Origin of the sequence: Bradyrhizobium sp. Arg237L (assembly GCF_029990105.1) — a bacterium.
Taxonomy (GTDB): domain Bacteria; phylum Pseudomonadota; class Alphaproteobacteria; order Rhizobiales; family Xanthobacteraceae; genus Bradyrhizobium.
Window position 1 is genome coordinate 16,495 of record NZ_JAQMIL010000038.1, and the last position, 19,935, is coordinate 36,429.

Genomic DNA, 19,935 nt, shown 5'->3' on the forward strand with positions numbered 1-19,935 from the left:
CGCATAGCAATCAAGTTTACGCAGATTGCTTAAACTTATCTGCGCAGGAAGTGCGTCAAAACAAAAATCAACAGCTTCGGTTCTGATTCAATCAGACCCGAAGCTGTTCTGGGCGAGATCGGGCGAAATCAGCCCTTGCGCATTTTGCTGAGCAGATAGTTGTCGTAATAGTTTTCCGCGATCTGCGTATAGAAAAGCACGTCCTTCATATACGCGTCGTGGCTCTCTTTTGTTTTCTTGAAGAGCGGGCTCTTCTCGGCAATCTCGTTCAGATAGTCCTGGGTGGCTTTGTAGCTGGCCTCCATGACCGGTTGCGGAAACGCGCGCAGCTCCGTTCCGTTCGCAATAAGCCGTTTCAGGGCCGCGGGGTTTACGCTGTCGTACTTCTCAAGCATCCAGGCGCCTGCTGCCGACCCGGCCTGGGTGAGGATCGCCTGGTATTGCTTGGGAAGCGCATTCCACTTCTCGTCGTTCACGATCATGTGCAGCATGGCGCCTCCTTCCCACCAACCGGGGAAGTAGTAGTACTTCGCCACCTTGTAGAAGCCGAGCTTCTCGTCATCATAGGGACCGACGAACTCCGCGGCATCGATCGTCCCCTTCTCGAGCGCTGGATACACATCACCGCCAGCGATCTGCTGCGGCACGACACCGAGCCTTGCGAGCACATGGCCGCCCATGCCCGCGATGCGGAACTTGAGGCCCTTGAGATCATCGACCGTCTTGATCTCCTTGCGAAACCAGCCGCCCATTTGCGTGCCGGAGTTGCCGCACAGGATGGCGTGCACCTTGAAAGGCTTCAGGGCTTCGGCGCAGAGTTCGGCACCGCCGCCGAATGTCCACCAGGAATGTTGGTGGCGATGGTTCATACCAAAGGGCACGCCCGTCGCATAGGCAAGCACCGGCTCCTTGCCGATGTAGAGATAAAGCGGCGTCTGCGCGATCTCGACGGACGCGACGCTCACGGCGTCAAGCGCCTGCAAGCCGGGCACGATCTCGCCAGCCCCAAAAGTCTGGATCTGAAACTTGTTGTCTGTGGCCTCTGCCACGTATTTCGCATAGGTCTGCGCCGTGCCGTAAATGGTATCGAGCGACTTCGGAAAGCTCGACGTCAAGCGCCACTTGATCTCGGGCATCGACTGCGCGATCGCAGGTGCCGCAACCAGCGTCGTCGCGCCGGCCACGGCGCTGCCTGTGAGAAACGTACGGCGCTTCATGATGTCATCACTCCTTCGGATTGCAATTCGACTGGGCACCGCTTCCGCAGCCGGCCCGACGGCATAAGGACCTATCCCAAAGGCCCAGCCGATACCAGAGTAGCCTACGACTGACCCGGCCCAAAGCCTCGAGCCTTGGCTATCGCGTCCATTTGAGGCAGAGGCGTTTGCGCTATCCGAGCTCGAAGGTAGTGACGCCGAATATCCGCTCCAGTCGCAATGGCGGTATTGCGCCGGTATACATGCGCGCGGTCTCGAACACTGGCGCAAGGCCCAAGTCTTGCGCCAGCGCGACAGCGTCGCAGTTGATGCTGGGAACGTCGAGGAAGATCTCGCCGTCGCCCACGCGGGCCAGCAAAGCCGACAGAACTGCCTCGGCGCTCGCGCGGTCGTCGGCCATGAGCGGGCCGATCTTGCGGCCCCTCCGGCACCGACGGATCACGCCCCAGCCGGCAAGCCCGCCATCGCGCACGAGCGCGCAACCGACATGCCCGGGCGAGCCGATCCAGGCGCGCAGGAACGCAGTGCGCCGAGCCGGAAACACCGTCGCGTCATACGCCTCCACGCTCGCCAACGGGACGTCGGCGAGCGTGACGACATTTGCCTGCGGCGCATCCGGAGCCGCGACGGTGCCGCCGTAACGGACGTTGGCATAAGCGAACTCGAACCCGGACTTCCTGTAGTTCTCCTGCTGCGCCACCACGCCGTCGAGCCCGATCACGCGTCGGCCAGCGTGCGCAATGGCCGCGTTCCATATGCGCAGACCGTAGCCACGGCCGCGCAGGTCTTTTCGCACGATGTAGAAACCGAGAAACGCGAAGCTCTCATCGTAATTGACGCAGGAGACGGTCGCGATCGGAGCGCCATCGAGTTCGCCGATGAAGAAGCCTTCCGGATCGGCCGCGGCGAAGCAGGTGGCGTCGGCGAGGCCCGGATTCCAGCCTTCGGCCGCCGCCCAGTCCAGGGCAATAGAGATTTCGTCCGGCCGCATCGTCCGGATGCGCAGGCCGCTCGTGGCGGGCGATCGTACGGATGGACTCATGAAACGATATCACCACGAGTGAGCTGTTACCGGCAACCAAAGAAACGCCATGGCCGCGGCGCCCGGGATTCCCTGGAAAACATCCGCTTCTGGCTTGAGAGCCGACGACTACCGCTTGGGCCTTTGCCACATCGGCTGTTAGGGTCAGAGCGGACATGAAGCAGCGAAGTCTCGACGGCCGCTTGTGACCCAGGCCGTGTGAAAATGCACACGGCCTGGACCCGAAGCCGACCTCAACCTGTCTGGTAGCCTGTTAAGTCAATGTTTCTGACTTATGGTTCGCCTGAAGGTAGTGTAGCTTTCTCTGCTGTGACGCACGCATCGTTGCGGCGCGCAATCTCAATCTCACACTGGCCGCATTGCGACTTGCGTCTCCTGCTGCATAGAGCTTGGGAGACACTCGCATGAAAAGATTACTTCTGGCGGCGACCAGTTTGATTGCGCTCTGCATTCCGGCAACGGCGCAAGATACTGAGGTCCGGGTGATGCCCGATACGCTCGCATGGAAGGATAATCCAGCCTTTCCGAAGGGCGTTCAGATCGCCACCTTGGTCGGTGACCCCGCAAAGGCGGGCGACGTTATTGTCTTGCGCATCAAGTTTCCAGCGAACTTCCAAATGCCTCCGCATACTCATCCCTATTCTGAAGTTGTCACCATCATAAGCGGAGCCGTCGGCACCAGTCATGGTGACAAATTTGAAAAGAAGGGTGATCTTCTGAAGCCAGGCTCGTTATGGGTGTATCCCGCAAAACACGGGCATTACGCCTGGACTGGAAGCGAGGAAGGGATACTTCAGGTTCAGTTTATTGGCCCAGGTGGCATCGATTACCTCAATCCAGCTGACGATCCGCGCAAATAGTAGCCGCCCGCATTGTAAGAGGCCGTCTCAAGCGGACACTTATCTTTCCGGCATTTGCAAGGGAGGATGTCATGCGATCTTCTCCAAAAGTTGCGAGCGCAGCACTTGTGCTGTGCATCGTGTCATTATCGTTTTCCTCCAGCGCTTTGGTCGAGCCGAAAGCGGACGTGGGGGCCGCAACCTTGGCATGGGGGCAGGCTCTAGGCGAAGACGATCCCGAAAAGGTATTACCCTTCTATTCGGACGATGCCGTGCTCTGGGGCACGCTGTCGCCGACCGTGCGATCCGACCGGGCGGCGCTGCGAGACTATTTCGTGACCGCATTCAAAGTTCTACCCGGGCTCAAGGTCGCTTTCGGCGATCAACTGATCCGGGTGTACGGCAACGCGGCGGTCAATACCGGTTACTACACGTTCTCCTACGTCAAGGATGGCGAGACGAAGAGCTTGCCGGCGCGCTACAGCTTCACCTACGTCAAGAACGGCGAGCGTTGGCTGATCGTCGACCACCATTCCTCGGCTATGCCATCGACCCCGAGATAGCTCACAAGGTTATCGAGTGGTGACCCCCCGTAGGGGCTCAGCTGCGGGGATTCGCGGTTATCTGTTCGTCCGGACTTGGCCCCAAGCGGCGGTTGGTGGATGTCTGCTATTCCACCGCTGTTAAGGGATAACCAGACATCCCTCGAACGGGCCGAAAACGACGCGAGTGACCCTGAGCAGAAGTCCCATCGGTTGTTTGATCTCCAGCGGCGGCAGTGACTGTGTTCGGTCTATCTATCCGCCCCATCGTCGCACTTAGCTTGGCGGGCCTTAGTCTTGAGAATTAGGGTCAGCTCCGTTGACGAATCGCGCGAACTGACGCCGAAAGCGCACGCGAGTGGCGTGAAGATCGACAACGCCTGATGAAGGGTGTTCACTCTCGGAGAAGAGATCCGAGGGAGGTCTCCAATAACAATAGACACATTCATTGGTTCATAGGGAGAAACGAGATGTCCTTCGTCGCGCGACGATTGGCGGCGTTTTCGACCGTCATCATAATGCTTGCCGCCAGCGGAGGCAGCGCACTTTCCCAGAAGAAATACGATGCCGGCGCAACCGACACCGAAATCAAGATCGGCAACATCATGCCCTACAGCGGGCCGGCGTCGGCTTACGGCACTACAGGCAGGACCGAGGCGGCCTATTTTCGCAAGATCAACGGCGAAGGCGGCATCAACGGCCGCAAAATCAACTTCATTTCCTATGACGACGGTTACAGTCCACCAAAAGCGGTCGAGCAGGCGCGCAGACTGGTTGAGAGCGACGAGGTTTTCCTGATCTTCGGCTCGCTTGGCACGCCGTCCAACACTGCCATTCAGAAATATATGAACGCGAAGAAGGTGCCGCAGCTGTTCGTGCAGACCGGCGCGACCAAATGGAATGATCCGCAGAACTTCCCGTGGACTATAGGTTGGTCGCCCAACTATCAGAACGAGGCGCGGATCTACGCGAGGTATATTCTGAAGGAAAAGCCGAACGCCAGGATCGCGGTCCTCTACCAGAGCGACGACTATGGGAAGGATTATCTCAAAGGCCTGAAGGATGGCCTCGGCGCCAAGGCTGCGTCGATGATCGTTGCCGAGGACGCCTATGAGGTGGCCGAGCCGACCATCGACTCGCACGTCGTCAAGATGAAGTCGCTCAATGCCGACGTATTCGTCAACATCACCACGCCGAAATTCGCGGCGCAGGCCATCAAGAAGGCAGCCGAGATCGGCTGGAAGCCACTGCACGTCCTCAACAGCGTCAGCACCTCCATCGGTGCCGTCATCAAGCCCGCCGGCTTCGAAAACGCACAGGACATCATTTCGGTGGCCTATCTGATGGACCCGCTCGACCCGCAATGGAAGGATGATCCCGGAATGAAGGTGTTCGACGAATTCCTCGCCAAGAATTTTCCCGAAGGCAATCGGGCTGATAGTCTGGTGATGACAGGCTTCAATATGGCCCAGACGCTGGTTCAGGTACTCAGGCAGTGCGGCGATAACCTCACGCGCGAGAACGTGATGAAGCAGGCTGCAAACCTCAAGGACTTCAGGACCACCAACCTGCTGCCCGGCACCAACATCAACACCAGCCCGATCGATTTCGCGCCGATCAAGCAGGTCCAGCTCAGGAGGTTCAAGGGCGAGAAATGGGAGCTGTTCGGGCCCATGCTCAGCAGCGAAATCGGAGGCTAGAGCGCTTTATTCGATCATAGCGGCGGATGTCGATCTTATGGGTTATCGCGTGGCTGCGGATGGTGGTGGCGCTGGTTGCTGCGAAGGCTATTCGATCAGCACAGCTGATCTTGGGGGCGGGCCGGGAATTTAGGCCCATCGCAGTGTGGCAACCGCTTCGGAAAGTAGTAAGCTCAGAATCGCCCGACGCCTCGCGCGGAGGTCCCCATGAGAGTTCCGGACACCCTACGCGCCAAAAGCGCTGATGTTCGCAGGCTCCTCCCCCACCCGAGCGCGGTTAGTCTGGTCGTTTGGAGGGTGCTGTGATCTAGAGGGTACTGTGATCGAGCAGCGGGTTCAAAGGCGACTAGCGGCAATCTTGGCCGCCGATGTGGTCGGTTACTCCGCGTTGATGCAACGCGCTGAGGAAGCTACCTACGCCGAGTTCGAGCGACTCAAGCGAGAATTGATCGAACCTAGCCTCTCCCGCCACGAAGGAAGACTTATCAAGACAACGGGTGATGGCGCGCTCGCTGAGTTCGCGAGTCCCTTAGCCGCGACGAGATGCGCGGTCGAGATACAGGATCATCTCGCCCTGGGCAGCAGTCCCCTAAGGTTGCGCGTCGGGCTCAACCTTGGTGACGTTATCGTTGGGCAGGACGGTGACCTCTACGGCGACGGGATCAACATTGCTGTCAGGCTGGAGGGGATCGCTGATCCGGGCGGCATCCTGATTTCCGAAAAGGTGTACAGCGAAGTCGAAGGCAAGCTGGACGTTGGTTTAGAGGATCGCGGCAAGCAGCAACTCAAGCACATCTCCAGGCCGGTCCGCGCATACGCGGTAAGTACGGGACCGCGTCGCGCGCTGACCGAGAGGCTGAGTTCGGCCCCTCCGCTCCCCGACAAACCATCCATCGCCGTGCTGCCGTTCCAGAACATGAGCGGCGACCCCGAACAGGACTACTTCGCCGATGGAATGGCCGAGGACATCATCACGGCGCTGTCCCATTTCAAGGCGCTGTTCGTCATCGCCCGCAATTCGAGCTTCACCTACAAGGGGCGCGCCGTCGACGTGAAGCAGGTTGGGCGCGAGCTTGGGGTGCGCTACGTGCTGGAAGGCAGCGTTCGCAAAGCGGCCAACCGGGTGCGCATCACGGGACAGCTCGTCGATACCGCCACCGGGGCACATCTTTGGGCCGACCGGTTTGATGGTGGGCTCGGCGACATCTTCGATCTGCAGGACCAGGTGACCGAGAGCGTTGTCGGGGCGATCGCGCCGGTGGTGGAAAAAGCCGAGATCGAGCGTGCCAAGCGCAAGCCGACCGAGAGTCTCGACGCCTATGCCCTCTATTTACGCGGGTTGGCCAGGCTTTATCAGTATGGTAGCCGGCAAGTGAACGACGAGGCATTGCGCCTGTTCAAAAGCGCGATCGAGCTCGACCCCGATTTTGCCTCCGCCTACGGCCGTGCCGCCTCTTGCTACCACTTTGCCAAAGTCAATGGCTGGTTTTCAGACACAGCAAACGAGATTGCCGAAGTGAAGAGGCTCGCCCAACGGGCGGTTGAGTTGGGCAAGGATGACGCGACCGCGCTCGCCGAGGGCGGGCGTGCAATAGCGTATGTCGTTCGCGATCTCGAGGTAGGCGCCGCCTTAATCGATCGTGCGCTTGTGCTCAATTCCAATTCGGCTGAGGCATGGCACTACGGCGGCTGGGCAAAAACCTTTCTCGGCGAGCACGAGGCGGCGATCGAGCGCTTCGCGCGTGCTCTGCGCCTAAGCCCATTTGATCCGCGGGTGACAGGAATGCGGGTTGGGACCGCGGTCGCCCATTTCTTCCTGGGCCGCTATGACCAAGCGGCATCGTGAGCGGCAGTGGCATTGCAGGACAATCCGGACCATCAATCTGGATTACGCGTCGCCGCCGCAAGCAATGCAATGGCCGGACGGCCGGAGCAAGCACACAAGGCAATGGCTCGGCTGCGGCAACTCAATCCCGCGCTACGTGTGTCCAATCTCAAAGACGTGCTGGGCCCTTGGCACGCCGAAGGCCTCTCGCGATACGAAGAAGCATTGCGGCGAGCTGGGTTGCCGGAATGAAATCGGAGCCAAGTGCTTATCTGCGCAACGAGGTGATCGAATGAGCGCGACTTCCGCTGTTGGCCCTTTTGCAACCCCGGTCGACGCCCGCGATTGCGCCGCTCTTGGCGGACAAGCGGACGTCAGGCGTGCCGGACCCAAGCACACCGACGCGCAGACAGCATACCGTGACGTTCGGCAGCGGTGCTCGCAATGCCTGCCAAGCGACGGCGCCTCTCGTCCGGCTTCTCCCCTGCGTCACCACGCCGCCTGCCCCTCGATTGTAATATAGCTCACACGAGCAGTGATCGATCGGGAATAGTCTCATCCTGTGCATCCACGCGCAGCACCAGGAGTGTTGGCCATGACCGAGGGTAGCGCACACGACGCCGACAGCACGCAGATGCCCGGCAAATCCGACATCCGACGAGCAAGCAAACGGCGAACAGAAACGAGCAACTCCGACTCCGACGCCGTCCTCGACGGCGGCAGGATCGAGGCAAGCCCATCGCCCGTCCAGATCATTATGGCGGTCGCCGCCCTCGTGCTCGTTGCCGTGATCTCGTTCGCGACCGTTTTCGTCGTCGGTACCCTTTTCGTCGGAAACCGCGTGACCTACTGGATGATCGAGTTGATCTTCGCGCTACTGTGCGGAGGCGCCGGCGCCCTGCTCGGTGGATCGGCGGTCGTCCGCTCGACCCTGAGAATTCCGGGCAGTCCGGTGCGCGCGACCGTGGGCGGAGCGGTCGCGATGGTTATTGTTGGGTTTGCCTTGGCCTATCTCGGCCAGCCGCCTCTGGACGAGCCGCTGTATGCGCTGGACATTCACGGCGTGCCGGATCGCCAGACGGTCGGCAGCGACGAGTATCGAGTGTTCGTCGGCGCGAACAACTCAGACATCACATTCAGCCGGGATCCCGACAACGTCTCGCTCAAGATCCCACCCCGCGTCGGCACGCATAAGCTCTTGATCGCCGTCTACCGGCCGGTCGGTAAGGACGTATCCCGCACTTTCGCCCGATGCGAGCTCAGCTTCGAGATAATCGCGGGCGAGCGCAACGGGCCGACGCCGATGGATCTACTGTCGGTGGAGAGCTCTCCGCAACCGCACCTCTATTTCTCGCAGCACTACATCGAGCAAACCGTCACCGCCGCGCTGCAGCGCAACGAGCTCGTCGCCGACGAAGCCTGCGTGGAGGGACGCGTGGCGACCAAGTCCGACAAGACGCCCCTCGACGGACATTTCACACTCCAGACCAACAGCGTACGCAGCAGGGCCCTGAACTTCGCCCGGTTTAGCCCGCTGCCGCGTTATTCGGTGCTGGCGCGCGACCGCGCGAACTCAGAACCACTGGACACTCAGCCCGACCTGCCGCCGCAAGCGCGGCCGGTGCCGGGGCATGCGAAGGTATCATCAGCGGCGAGCCCGCCGGAGCCGCCACCAAGTGCGTCGGCCTTGACGCAGGTGGCGCAAGCGGGTGGTCCTGTTCCGAAAACAGCCGCGTCGTCTGCGGAGCCCCGGGCGGAGCAGCGCGCACCCGCTCCGCCTGCTCCGGCCTCGGTCTCCGCTCCGGGCGCCACCACCACTCCCGCCGTGCACTCCGAGCCGAAGACCACCTCCGCAACCGACAGCGGATCGCTCAACGAGCAGGTGGATGCGTATGTCCGCGGGGAAGACCGCGACCGCACCCAGCTGTACCAATCTTGGGGCCAGGTTGCCGACTACGTCGTCAAGGGCCTGCGTGATGAATCCGCCAAAGGTTCAGCACTGGTCGCCCCCTATCTGAACCTGCTCTCGAATGCGCTGGGCGTGATCGACGACGGGAAATACCTTCCGCCGACGCTGCGGCCCAATTGGGATCAGTCGGTGAAGCCCGATCGCCTCTCCAACAAGCGCAACATTCCGGGCTTCCGTTTCGATGACTATCGAATCGTCGTCGAATCCCTGTGCAGCTCGGACGAAGATGTCCGCCGTGCCGCACAGCGGTTGTTGAAACTCTATCCCTCGGACCACTTCCATCCGATCCTGCAGGCGCTGCCGCTGCAGCCCAATTTCAACCGCTGCCGGATCGACTTCACCGCCGAAACCGCCGCCTACTATTTCTACAATCGGATCGTGGAGTACGATGGGATCTTCGCATTGGACAAGGCAAGCCACGACTGGATCAGCCAGAATTACGCCGAGGGCACGGAGTGGGCAAAACGTGGCGAGGCGGAGGGCGGCTCACAGCCTCTCTTCAGCGCTATGCTTGACTATGCCCGTGGCCTGGTGCTGCTCGACCATGGCGAGAGGAAGGACGCACTCGCCTCCTTCAATCTGATGATTGGAGCGATCCGCAGCTCCGGCAGGATCTATCCCTCGAACCCCCGCCATATCGCGACGGCGCTCCGGCTGACCCTCGATCCCGGCAGCAGCGCCAAGACGCTGCAAGGCGCGTCAGCGGTGACTCCGCCTGAGCGCCGTCCGGTCGCGAAGGCCTATATCGTCGCCGACGGCAACGTGCAGCTCTTCGCTGTGCCCGACAACTCGGCCAAGCCATTCGGCAAGATGAAGTCCGATGTGATTGCCAACGTCTATTTGCGGGCCGGCAACTGAGACCTCGTGGAGGGCGGAAACCAGATCGGCTGGGCGCGGCGGCTGGTGACGAGCGCCGCGCGGTAGCCGATGGCTGGGCTCAGACTCCTCCACGTCCAGCAGCGCATGTTCAGGGGGTGAGCGTGGAGAAATACGGAGCCGGGTCAGAGCGGACATGACGCAGCCACAGAAGGTTTTGACCGCTGTTGGAAAACAACCTGAGCGGCGCGGACCCGCGACTTCACAATTTCCATTGAACCAGCTCGGGCATAAGGAGACTTAAAGGTAGTCCGGGATTCTGTTCCGGGCTCCCCAGCAAGCCATCCGTCGCTTCTTTTCTTGGCGTCGTACCCGAGCACAAAAAGAGGTCTGCGATGACGATCACCCGACGTGCAGCCACCATTGGCGGTTTGAGTCTGCTCGCTGGCTCTTCTATCAGCACCATATCCAGAGCCGAATGGGGCGAACTCAATCTCGGCGAAGGGCTGGAGGATTTTTGGCTGGCGACGGATGCCTACATCTATGGTTACCCCTTGGTGACGATGGAAATGACCCGCAGGGTCATCACTAATGTCGCACGGCCCGAAGGCACCAAGGCGCCGATGGGACAATTGATCAGACTGCGTGAGTATCCCAACGCCTCCTTTCGCGATGTGACTGCGCCGAACGCCGACACTCTCTATACGACTGCATTCCTGGATGTCGGAAACGAGCCTTGGGTGCTCAGCATCCCCGACATGAAGGACCGGTACTTCCTGTTCCCTATGCTCGATGGGTGGACCACGGTGTTTCAGGTTCCCGGAAAGCGCACGACGGGCACGGGCGCGCAAACTTACGCTATCACGGGCCCAGGCTGGAACGGTGTGCTTCCACAGGGCGTTCGAGAATATAAATCGCCGACAAATATCGTTTGGATTCTGGGCCGTATCTACTGCACCGGCACACCCGAGGACTACAAAGCGGTCCACGAATTGCAAGACCAGTGCAAGCTGGTGCCGCTCAGTTCCTACGGAAAGACGTATACCCCGCCCGAAGGGAAGGTTGATCCGTCCATCGATACCAAGACCGCGGTGCGCGATCAGGTGAACCGGATGGACGCGAAGGCTTACTTCACCTTGCTTGCTCAATTGATGAAAACCAATCCGCCCGCACCAGAGGATGCCCCCGCTCTGGCACGGTTTGCAAAGATCGGACTCGTTCCGGGCCAAGATTTCGATGCAAGCAAGCTCAATGCGGATTTTGTCAAGCGAATCCCTGAGGTCGCCTTCGACCGGATCATGGCTCAGTTCAAGCTCAACAGTGAGGTCAAGGACATTAACGGCTGGGGGTTTACGACAAAAACGGGCATCTACGGCACCGACTACCTCATGCGGGCCCTGGTGACGGCCATTGGTCTCGGAGCTAATCGACCGCAAGATGCGGTCTATCCGACTTCGCTGAAGGACGCCGAAGACAGTTCCTACGATGGTGCGAACAAGTACGTCATGCATTTTCCGAAAGGACATCTACCCCCGGTAAGCGGCTTCTGGTCCCTTACAATGTATGATGACAAGTATTTCTTCGTGAGCAATCCGCTGAACCGCTACTCGATCAGTCCTCGACAGAATCTCAAGACCAATCCCGACGGGTCCACCGACCTCTACATCCAGAAGGATTCACCCGGACCTGGCAAGGAATCTAATTGGCTCCCAGCACCGGCTGGCAAGTTCATTCTGATGCTCCGCATGTATTGGCCCAAGGAAGGCACCCCATCCATTCTCAATGGTTCGTGGAAAATTCCGGCCGTGACAAAGCAAGAGACATGACTTCGCTTGTCGGCTGTTGTGAAGGGTTTCGGATGCCGGCCGCTTGAGGGACAGCGCCGCGTGCTCGGCGGCCGGCATCCGAAACCCTTCACACGACCGGCCATTCTCGAATGGCTCTTTCGGCCCGTAAAGATCGTCCGTTCGGACTGATCGCTAAGACGGATTGCGCCGTACGCTGGTCCGGATGGCTCGACCCCGACGCAGCACGGTGGTAGCCTTCGTCGTGGGTGGACAAGATGTCTCGACGGCTACAGGGATTTCTTCCGATCGTCCTGCTCGCGCTGGCGATGCAGATCGTGGCGCCGATCGCGGCATGCTGGGCCGCGGGCATCGCGATTGCCGATCCGCTGCAATCAGCCGGCATTTGCCATAGTGACGCAACCACCGGCTCCGGCGATCAGGATCGCGAGCAACATGCTCACGATGGTCTTTGCGCGATCTGCGTAGCCCATGCAGGGACCGCCGTTGATGCGCCGAGGCCTGTCGCCCTCGTTGTGCTCCTCCGTCAGTTCAGGCCAATTCTTTGGGCCGATAAAGAACTGACGCGCGTAGCGTCCCGCATCGGCTCGAATACCCAGGCGCGTGCACCCCCGCGATTTGCGTAAAGCATGGCGGCCCATGGCCGCTGCGTTTGCACATCAAACTCGCGGAGACCTTCCATGTCCATCTGTCACGTGCGAGCGGGCCTATGGGGCGCAGCGATCGCGCTTATTCCTCTTTCCGGAGGCGCGGCCCATGAAATCGTCGGCAACCGCTTCTTTCCGGCCACGCTCACCATCGACGATCCCGGCGTGAATGACGAGCTTTCATTACCGACGGTATCCGGCTTCAAGACCGGCGACGATCCGTCGTTTCGACAGCGCGATTTCTCCGGTGAATTTTCCAAGCGGATCACTGAGGCCTTTGCGATCTCGATCGGGTCGACCTATAGCGTCTTTAGTCCACCCGGGGGGCCCACCGGAACGGGCGCGCACGGATTTCAAAACCTCGAAACCACGTTCAAGTACCGCGTCTTCAAGGACCCCGCGCATGAATTCGTCATGTCGGTGGGGTTGAGCATCGAATGGGGCGGCACCGGCGCCGACAGCGTCGGCGCCGATCCGTTCAACACCTACACGCCGACGATCTGGTTCGGCAAAGGCTTTGGCGATCTACCCGACACCCTGTCATGGCTGCGACCGGTCGCTGTTACCGGACAGGTCGGCTACGCCATACCGGGCAGGCGCTCCACGACGACATTCGGGTTCGATCCAGACATCGGCGAGATAACGGCCGACACGGAGTTCAATCCCCGGGTGCTGAACTGGGGCGCAACGATCCAATACAGCATGCCCTATCTGAGGTCCGCGGTGATCGACCTCGGACTGCCGGAATTCGTCAATCACCTGATCCCACTGGTCGAAGCGACGCTGCAGACGCCGGTGTCGAACACGTTGACCTCGGGCACGAAGACGACCGGGACCATCAACCCCGGAGTCCTTTGGGTCGGGAACAAATTCCAGGTCGGTGTCGAAGCCCTAATCCCGATCAACAGGCAAAGCGGCACCAATGTCGGCGTGATCGCCCAACTGCATCTCTACCTCGACGACATTGATCCTCATGGAATTGGAAGACCAATCTTCGGTCCCGCGGTCCAGCCCGCCAGCCCCTTTCCAAGGAATTGATCCATGCGACGCCCAACTCTGAGTCTGCTTTTGCTATTGCTCGCGACCGGCGAGGCGGCCGCTCACGCCTTCCTCGACCACGCCGAGCCCCGCGTCGGCAACAAGGTCGCAAGCCCTCCGCGCGAGGTGACGCTCTGGTTCACGCAGAAGCTGGAGCCGGCGTTCAGCACCGTCACCGTAACCGGCCCGGCCGGGCAGCGCGTCGACACCGGCAAGGCTCGTGTCAGTGGCAACCAGATGTCGGTCGCGCTAAAGCCGGGTGGCACTGGCGCGTACCACGTGAATTGGCGCGTGCTGTCCGTGGACACCCACACGACCGATGGCAGCTTCAGCTTCCTGGTCGGCCAATAGGCCGCGCGAGGCGCCGATGGACTGGTCCGCAGCAGGGGCGCCCATGATCGCGACGCGAGCGATCCACTTCGCGGCGACGGCAACTATGACCGGAACGCTGGTTTTCCGGATGGTGGTCGCGAAACCCGTTTTGCGTTCGGAGGAAGGCATCGCCAATCGACTCCAGACCCAAACGCTTCGGGTCCTATGGCTTGCTCTTGCTGCCGCGACGATCTCCGGGGCGATCTGGCTGTTGCTGCAGGCGGGGTCGATGAGCGGACTGCCATCGAATGAGGCCATGAGCACGGACGTATTGTCGACGGTGATCAATGAAACGCAGTTCGGCCAGGTCACGACAATTCGCCTGGGCCTTGCGATCGGTCTGGCGGCCTGCCTTGCATGTTATCGCGTGGCATTCGCGGAGTGGCTAGCGCTTGCGGCGGCGCTCGGTTTCGCCGCAAGTCTCGCCTGGACTGGTCACGCTGGCTCGACACTTGGAGCGATGGGCTACCTGCACCTCGCCGCAGATACGCTCCATCTGATTGCCGCCGCGGCCTGGATCGGCGGCTTGGTGGCACTGAGCTTGTTCCTGGCCATCGCCCATCGAAACAACGCAATGTCGCTCGCTCGCAATGTCGTTGCCCGATTTTCGACGTTGGGCATCGTCAGCGTAGCAATCCTCATGCTCAGCGGCATTATCAACGCCGCCATCCTGGTCGGCTCCCTGCACGGGCTCGTCGCCACCGAATATGGGCGCGTGCTGACGCTCAAGGTCGCGATGTTCGCGGTGATGCTCGTCTTCGCTGCTATCAACCGGTTTCGCCTGACGCCGCAGCTCGCTTCCTTTGGAAACGAGCAATCGTCCAACGCGCTTCGTCAACTGATCCACAACAGCGCGATCGAGACAGCATTCGGACTGGGCATCCTTGTCATTGTTGCGATGCTCGGAACCATGCATCCCGCCGTTCACTACGACCTCGCGATGACCGGCGACTATCAAAGCTACATTGGCCCCTGTCGCGCGCAAACATTGTCTAGCGCACACGGTCATCACTGAGAGTCGGCTTGTGGCCCTGAACTGAACCGCGCTCCAGCCCTCACCACGTCGGCTGTCTGAACCAGGGCGGACATCTGTGCGCCCACCTCGACCGCCGCTTTGCCCCACGGCGGACCTGTGTCGATCTTGATCAACGTTCCTTCCGGCCTCCGGTCGACCGGCCTCGATCGGCTTTGCCGCGTATTGACGGCCGCGCCCATGGTGTTCATCATCCTTGGCCGCGGTCATCTACTACGTAGTCTGCTAACCCCGTGGAGTGACAGCCATGATGCAGAACCTCGTGGCCGGGTGTGTCTTGGTGGCTTTGATTATCATGGGCTTGCTTGCCCTCGCCCAGCAACATGAAGGGTGCTTGCACGGGCGCTCGATCAAAACATTAAAGCCGTGCGGATCGGTCAGCACTTCAATGTAGCGCTGGCGACCGGTATTGCGGCCGCGTCGCCACCAAGTGGCTCGAGTGGCGGGCTGCTCCTTTTTTCAGCCTATCCCGCTCGGCGCGAGGTCGCCGATCTTGTTCAGCATCCGTTCAAGTGGCGGCTCGGGCATATGACCAAGCGATGTCCAGGTGTGGTCGCCGTCATCGTCAAGATATTGCTGATAGCTGCGTTGGCGAACTGGGCCAGCACATCCGCAGCCGCGGCGGAGAATCTCTATCGCGCACAGACAATCGTCACTGGACAGGGTGAAGCCAATCGCACCATCGGCTTCGCCGCTTGTCTCGAGGACGTTCTCATCAAGGTGTCCGGAGCTCTCGAACTGGAGAGCGATCCTCGACTAGACACGTACAAATCGCGTTCGGCCGATTTCGTCAGCGCCTATAGCTACCGCGACCAGATGTCCGGCAAGCCGAAGCGCGACGAGCAGGGCACCCGCGACCGGCCGTACGATTTGATCGTCGATTTCGATGACAACAAGATCAACGATGTTCTTAACTCGCTCGGCGTCACGCCCTGGCTTTCGCGCCGCCCGATCCTTGGCGTTTTCGTCGAGATGGAGCAGGGCTCAAGACAATTCATCGCCACATCGGATGCAAAGCAGTCCGACCTGCAACGTGACTCACTCCTCGCCGCGGCCCTGAAGCGGGGCATGATGATCGTGCTGCCCGATGTGGCAGCATTGGCGAAAGCCAATATCGACGCCGCAGAGCTCTTGACGACACCATCCTCGACATTGGCATCCGTGGCGGCCGAACGGGGTGGCGAAGTCGTCCTGGTCGGACGGCTGACGTGGGAAGATTCGGAGCTCGGATGGGCGACGGAGTGGCGCATGGACTGGAACGGCCGGGCGCACCGATGGCAGCTTCGCGGCGTCACATTTGATGAGGCCTTCCGCCGCGGCATCGGCGGCGCGGCTCAAATCCTCTCGGGAAACGGCGATCCGGGATAGGCGGAATCGACCGGCCACTGGTCAAGACGCCGCTTTTGACCGCCGGCGGAACAGTCGGCTCAATGGCGCTGGCCCGTCCGATCTGTGCGGTATTTCACTCTCAATCGATGTAATCTGCGGTAATCCAGCCCAGGGCTATGACGAGCCCGGATGCAGTTCCTTTTGGGGGTGCGGCGAACGGGCCGGCCCCGCAAGTGCAATGTTCCGATCGATGGCGGCGTGGCGAGCGCACCTTTTTGTCCCGTTGCCGCGCGGGAACTCAGGTCGGCCGGCAAGGCCATGATTGACAGCAGCTCAGCCGGGAGGCGACGTGCAGGAGATTGCCGAGTGGCTTGATCGACTTGGTCTCGGGCAATACGCGCAGCGTTTTGCCGACCACGCGATTGACGTCTCCGTTCTGCCCCACCTGACAGATGAGGACCTGAAGGACATCGCAATTCCGCTCGGGCACCGGCGGAAAATCCTTGCAGCCATCGGCGAGCCTGCGGCTCCTGCGCAGGCTGCACCCGAACGCCCTGCGTCGTCCATGGAGCCGAAGACACAGGACACCGCGGAGCGGCGTCAGGTCACCGTGATGTTCGTCGACCTGGTGGGCTCGACGGAACTTTCGACGCGTATGGATCCGGAGGATCTACGAGACATCATTTCGGCCTACCAGAAATGTGTCACGGAGACCGTGCGGCGCTTCGACGGCTTCGTGGCGAAATATATGGGCGACGGCGTTCTCATCTATTTCGGCTATCCCGGAGCGCACGAGGATGACCCGGAGCGAGCAGTACGGGCCGGACTGGGGCTGATCTCGGCACTATCCGCCCTCAAGGCTCCGGTCGTTCTGCAAATCCGCATCGGGATCGCGACCGGAGTGGTGGTCGTGGGAGATCTCGGCGGGTCGGGGGGCACCCAGGAACGCGGCATTGTGGGGGAAACTCCAAATCTGGCCGCGCGGCTGCAACAGGTCGCGTCGCCGAACATGGTGGTCATTGCTGACGGCACCCGGAGGCTGCTCGGAAATCTGTTCGAGCTGCAGGATCTCGGGACAAGAGACCTCAAGGGCATCCAGGGCGACGTGCGCGTGTGGGCGGCACTGCGGCCGAGCTCGGTGGCAAGCCGCTTTGAGGCGCTGCACGTGGGTGCCCTGACGCCGCTGGTGGGGCGGGAAGAAGAACTCGAGTTGCTGCTTCAACGCTGGTCAAAGGCCAGGGACGGCGAAGGTCAGGTGGTGCTGATTTCCGGCGAAGCGGGGATCGGCAAGTCACGGCTCACCTTCGGATTGCTCGAGCAGCTTGCTCGCGAGCCGCACATACGCCTGCGTTACGTCTGTTCGCCGCAACATACCGATAGCGCGCTTCATCCGATCATCAGCCAGTTGATGCGCGTCGCTGCATTGGAAGACGATGACGGCCCGCAATCGAAATTGGACAAGCTCGATGCGCTGCTGGCGCAGAGCTCGACCCCGTCCGAGGATGCGTCCCTGATCGCCGAGTTGCTGTCGCTGCCCAACGATGGGCGCTACCCTCCGGTTGAAGTCGAGCCGCAGCTCCGTCGTCAGAAAACGCTGGCAGCTCTCTGTTCGCAGCTTGAGGCGCTGGCGCGGATCAGTCCCGTGCTGATGATTGTCGAAGATGCGCATTGGACCGACCCAACCAGCCACGAATTGTTCACCCGGGTGGTGGATCTGGCCGCAAGACACCGGCTCTTGATGCTCGTCACTTTCAGGCCGGAATTTGGCCAGCCCTGGATCGGACGGTCACATGTGGCTGCGCTGACGCTCAATCGGCTGACGCGGCGCGACATCGATTCCCTCATCAAGGAAGTCGTCGGCATCCGGTCGCTGCCGGCAGGCATCCGCCTGGACATCATCGAGCGCAGCGACGGCGTTCCACTGTTCGCCGAGGAAATGACCAAGGCGGTGCTGGATGCGGAGGGTGAGAACGAAGCGCAGCGGGCCGCCGCGGGAAAGCCAAGGTCCGTGGTGCCGGTCCCGGCCAGCCTGCAGGCCTCGCTGATGTCGCGGCTCGACCGGCTCGGCCCGGCGAAAGACGTGGCGCAGGTTGGCGCTGCGATCGGACGGGAATTTCCCCACATGTTGCTGGCCGCGGTGGTGCGAAGGCCGCCAGCGGAATTGGACGACGAGCTTGACCGGCTCGTAGCCGCGGGTTTGCTGTTTCGGCAGGGCACCCCGCCACATGTGAGCTATCTGTTCAAGCATGCGCTGGTGCAGGACGCAGCCTACAGCACGCTGCTGCGCGAGCCACGGCGCATGCTGCACGCGCGTATCGCCCAGGTCCTCGAGAGTCAGTTTCCGGAAATCGCTGAAAGCCAGCCCGAGTTGCTGGCGCGTCATTACATGAACGCCGACCTGATCGAGAAGTCGGCGCTCCTGTGGGGCAAGGCGGGACAGCGCTCACAGGAGCGCTCGGCACTGGCCGAAGCCGCAGAACAGCTCACCCATGCCCTGGCGCAAGTCGCAACCTTGCCCAGCACGCCCGACCTGCGGCGCGAGCAGATCGTTTGGCAAATTGCGCTCGTGAACACGCTCATGCATGTCAAGGGCTATAGCGCGCCGGAAACCAAGGCTGCGGTGGCTCAGGTGAGAACGCTGATCGAGCAGGCCGAACGGTTCGGAGAATCTCCCGATGATGCTTCACTGCTGCTCTCGGCGCTGTTCGGGCAATGGCTCGTCAATTTCATAAGCTTTGATGGCGAGGCTGCGCGAGAGCTCGCGGCGCGGTTTCTTGCTCTCGGTGAGAAGGAGGGGACGACGGTACCGCTCATGGTCGGACACCGCACCATGGGTAGTACGCTCGCGTTCATGGGGGATCAGGTCAAGGCTCTGGCGCACTACAACGAGGCGCTCGCGCTTTACCGTCCAGCCGAGCACCGGCGATTAATGACGCGTTTTGGCCAGGATCTGCGGATGACGTGCCTGGGCTTTCGTTCAATGGCGGTGTGGCTGCTCGGCTATCCCGACGCTGCGCTCAGGGATGCAGACTGCGCGCTGATGGAAGCGCGTCAGATTGAACATGCCGCCACTTTGATGTTCACGCTGAACTTCCCCATTCTCGTTAACACCTATTGCGGGAATTATGACGCGGCAAACGAGTATCTCAAGGAACTTGCCATCCTGGCAGAGGAGAAGCGCGCCCCATTTCGAAAGGCGGAAGGTGTATTGCGGCGGGGCTATGTCCTCACCCTCATGGGAAGAGCCACAGAGGCGGTCGAGACAGTCACGTTAGGCATCGATTTATGGCGGTCGGCCGGGTCGACCATATTCACGCCGGAGCACCAGTTCATGCTGGCAACTGCGCATGCGGATTCGGGCCAATTTGATGATGCCTGGCGCTGCATCGACAAGGCAATGGCGGCGATGCAAGCAACCAAGGAAAGGTGGTGCGAGGCTGAGGCGCATCGTGTTGCCGGTGAAATCGCGCTCAAATCGCCGCAGCGGGACGTGGCGAAAGCGAAAGCGTATTTCGAGCGATCCCTCACTCTTGCGCGCGCCCAGCAGGCCAAGTCGTGGGAATTGCGCGCAGCGATGAGCCTGGCACGTCTCCTGGCTGAGCAGGGCAATCGACAAGCGGCCCGCGACCTTCTCGACCCAGTGTACGATTGGTTCACCGAAGGCTTTGACACAAGCGATTTGCGGAACGCCCGAGCCTTGCTCGGCGAGCTTCGTTGACAGCCCTTCCGCAACGAAGCTTCGCCCTTCTCAAACCTTGCGT

At 60.9% G+C, this 19,935-nt stretch carries 13 protein-coding genes and 1 pseudogene; 12 read left to right on the forward strand and 2 right to left on the reverse strand.

The genetic code is table 11. The features are described 5' to 3' along the window. Positions 1–128: 128 nt before the first annotated feature. Together OZ411_RS22800 and OZ411_RS22805 are read right to left on the reverse strand one after the other, a co-directional pair. Positions 129–1,217: a substrate-binding domain-containing protein gene (locus tag OZ411_RS22800; protein ID WP_130579385.1), complete on the reverse strand. Its 1,089-nt coding sequence runs from the start codon at positions 1,215–1,217 to the stop codon at positions 129–131. A gap of 172 nt (positions 1,218–1,389) precedes the next feature. Beyond that, the gene (locus OZ411_RS22805) at positions 1,390–2,259 is read right to left on the reverse strand and encodes a GNAT family N-acetyltransferase (protein WP_282529746.1); all 870 of its coding nucleotides are present in this window, start codon (positions 2,257–2,259) and stop codon (positions 1,390–1,392) included. A 404-nt stretch (positions 2,260–2,663) separates the two neighbouring features. Here OZ411_RS22805 and OZ411_RS22810 point away from each other — a divergent pair, with 404 nt between their 5' ends. The 12 genes and pseudogenes from OZ411_RS22810 (at position 2,664) to OZ411_RS22865 (ending at position 19,892) form a co-directional block, all read left to right on the forward strand. After that, entirely contained in the window at positions 2,664–3,119 is a 456-nt protein-coding gene (locus OZ411_RS22810; protein ID WP_282529747.1) for a cupin domain-containing protein, read from the forward strand. 71 nt (positions 3,120–3,190) lie between these two features. Further along, positions 3,191–3,661: an SgcJ/EcaC family oxidoreductase gene (locus OZ411_RS22815; RefSeq protein WP_282529748.1), complete on the forward strand. Its 471-nt coding sequence runs from the start codon at positions 3,191–3,193 to the stop codon at positions 3,659–3,661. A gap of 449 nt (positions 3,662–4,110) precedes the next feature. Further along, on the forward strand, positions 4,111–5,340 hold the full coding sequence (locus tag OZ411_RS22820; protein ID WP_282529749.1) for an ABC transporter substrate-binding protein: 1,230 nt from the start codon (positions 4,111–4,113) through the stop codon (positions 5,338–5,340). Between the two features lie 319 nt (positions 5,341–5,659). Next, positions 5,660–7,417: pseudogene (locus OZ411_RS22825) on the forward strand (adenylate/guanylate cyclase domain-containing protein). Between the two features lie 343 nt (positions 7,418–7,760). Then, on the forward strand, positions 7,761–9,992 hold the full coding sequence (locus OZ411_RS22830; protein ID WP_282529750.1) for a hypothetical protein: 2,232 nt from the start codon (positions 7,761–7,763) through the stop codon (positions 9,990–9,992). Between the two features lie 353 nt (positions 9,993–10,345). Continuing rightward, positions 10,346–11,776 carry a DUF1254 domain-containing protein gene (locus OZ411_RS22835; protein WP_282529751.1) on the forward strand — a complete coding sequence of 477 codons (1,431 nt, stop codon included), beginning with the start codon at positions 10,346–10,348 and terminating at the stop codon, positions 11,774–11,776. A gap of 236 nt (positions 11,777–12,012) precedes the next feature. Beyond that, positions 12,013–12,381, forward strand: coding sequence for a DUF2946 domain-containing protein (locus OZ411_RS22840; protein WP_130579395.1), 369 nt, complete (start codon positions 12,013–12,015; stop codon positions 12,379–12,381). Positions 12,382–12,435: 54 nt separating this feature from the next. Further along, a complete protein-coding gene (locus OZ411_RS22845) occupies positions 12,436–13,440 on the forward strand; it encodes a hypothetical protein (protein WP_130579397.1) in 1,005 nt (334 codons plus the stop codon). 3 nt (positions 13,441–13,443) lie between these two features. Beyond that, positions 13,444–13,791 carry a copper resistance CopC family protein gene (locus tag OZ411_RS22850; RefSeq protein WP_130579399.1) on the forward strand — a complete coding sequence of 116 codons (348 nt, stop codon included), beginning with the start codon at positions 13,444–13,446 and terminating at the stop codon, positions 13,789–13,791. A gap of 43 nt (positions 13,792–13,834) precedes the next feature. Next, on the forward strand, positions 13,835–14,827 hold the full coding sequence (copD, locus tag OZ411_RS22855) for a copper homeostasis membrane protein CopD (protein ID WP_245476212.1): 993 nt from the start codon (positions 13,835–13,837) through the stop codon (positions 14,825–14,827). Positions 14,828–15,373: 546 nt separating this feature from the next. Further along, entirely contained in the window at positions 15,374–16,213 is an 840-nt protein-coding gene (locus OZ411_RS22860) for a DUF2066 domain-containing protein (protein ID WP_130579403.1), read from the forward strand. A 310-nt stretch (positions 16,214–16,523) separates the two neighbouring features. Beyond that, complete coding sequence (locus tag OZ411_RS22865) at positions 16,524–19,892, forward strand: adenylate/guanylate cyclase domain-containing protein (RefSeq protein WP_165421140.1); 3,369 nt, start codon at positions 16,524–16,526, stop codon at positions 19,890–19,892. Positions 19,893–19,935 lie beyond the last annotated feature (43 nt).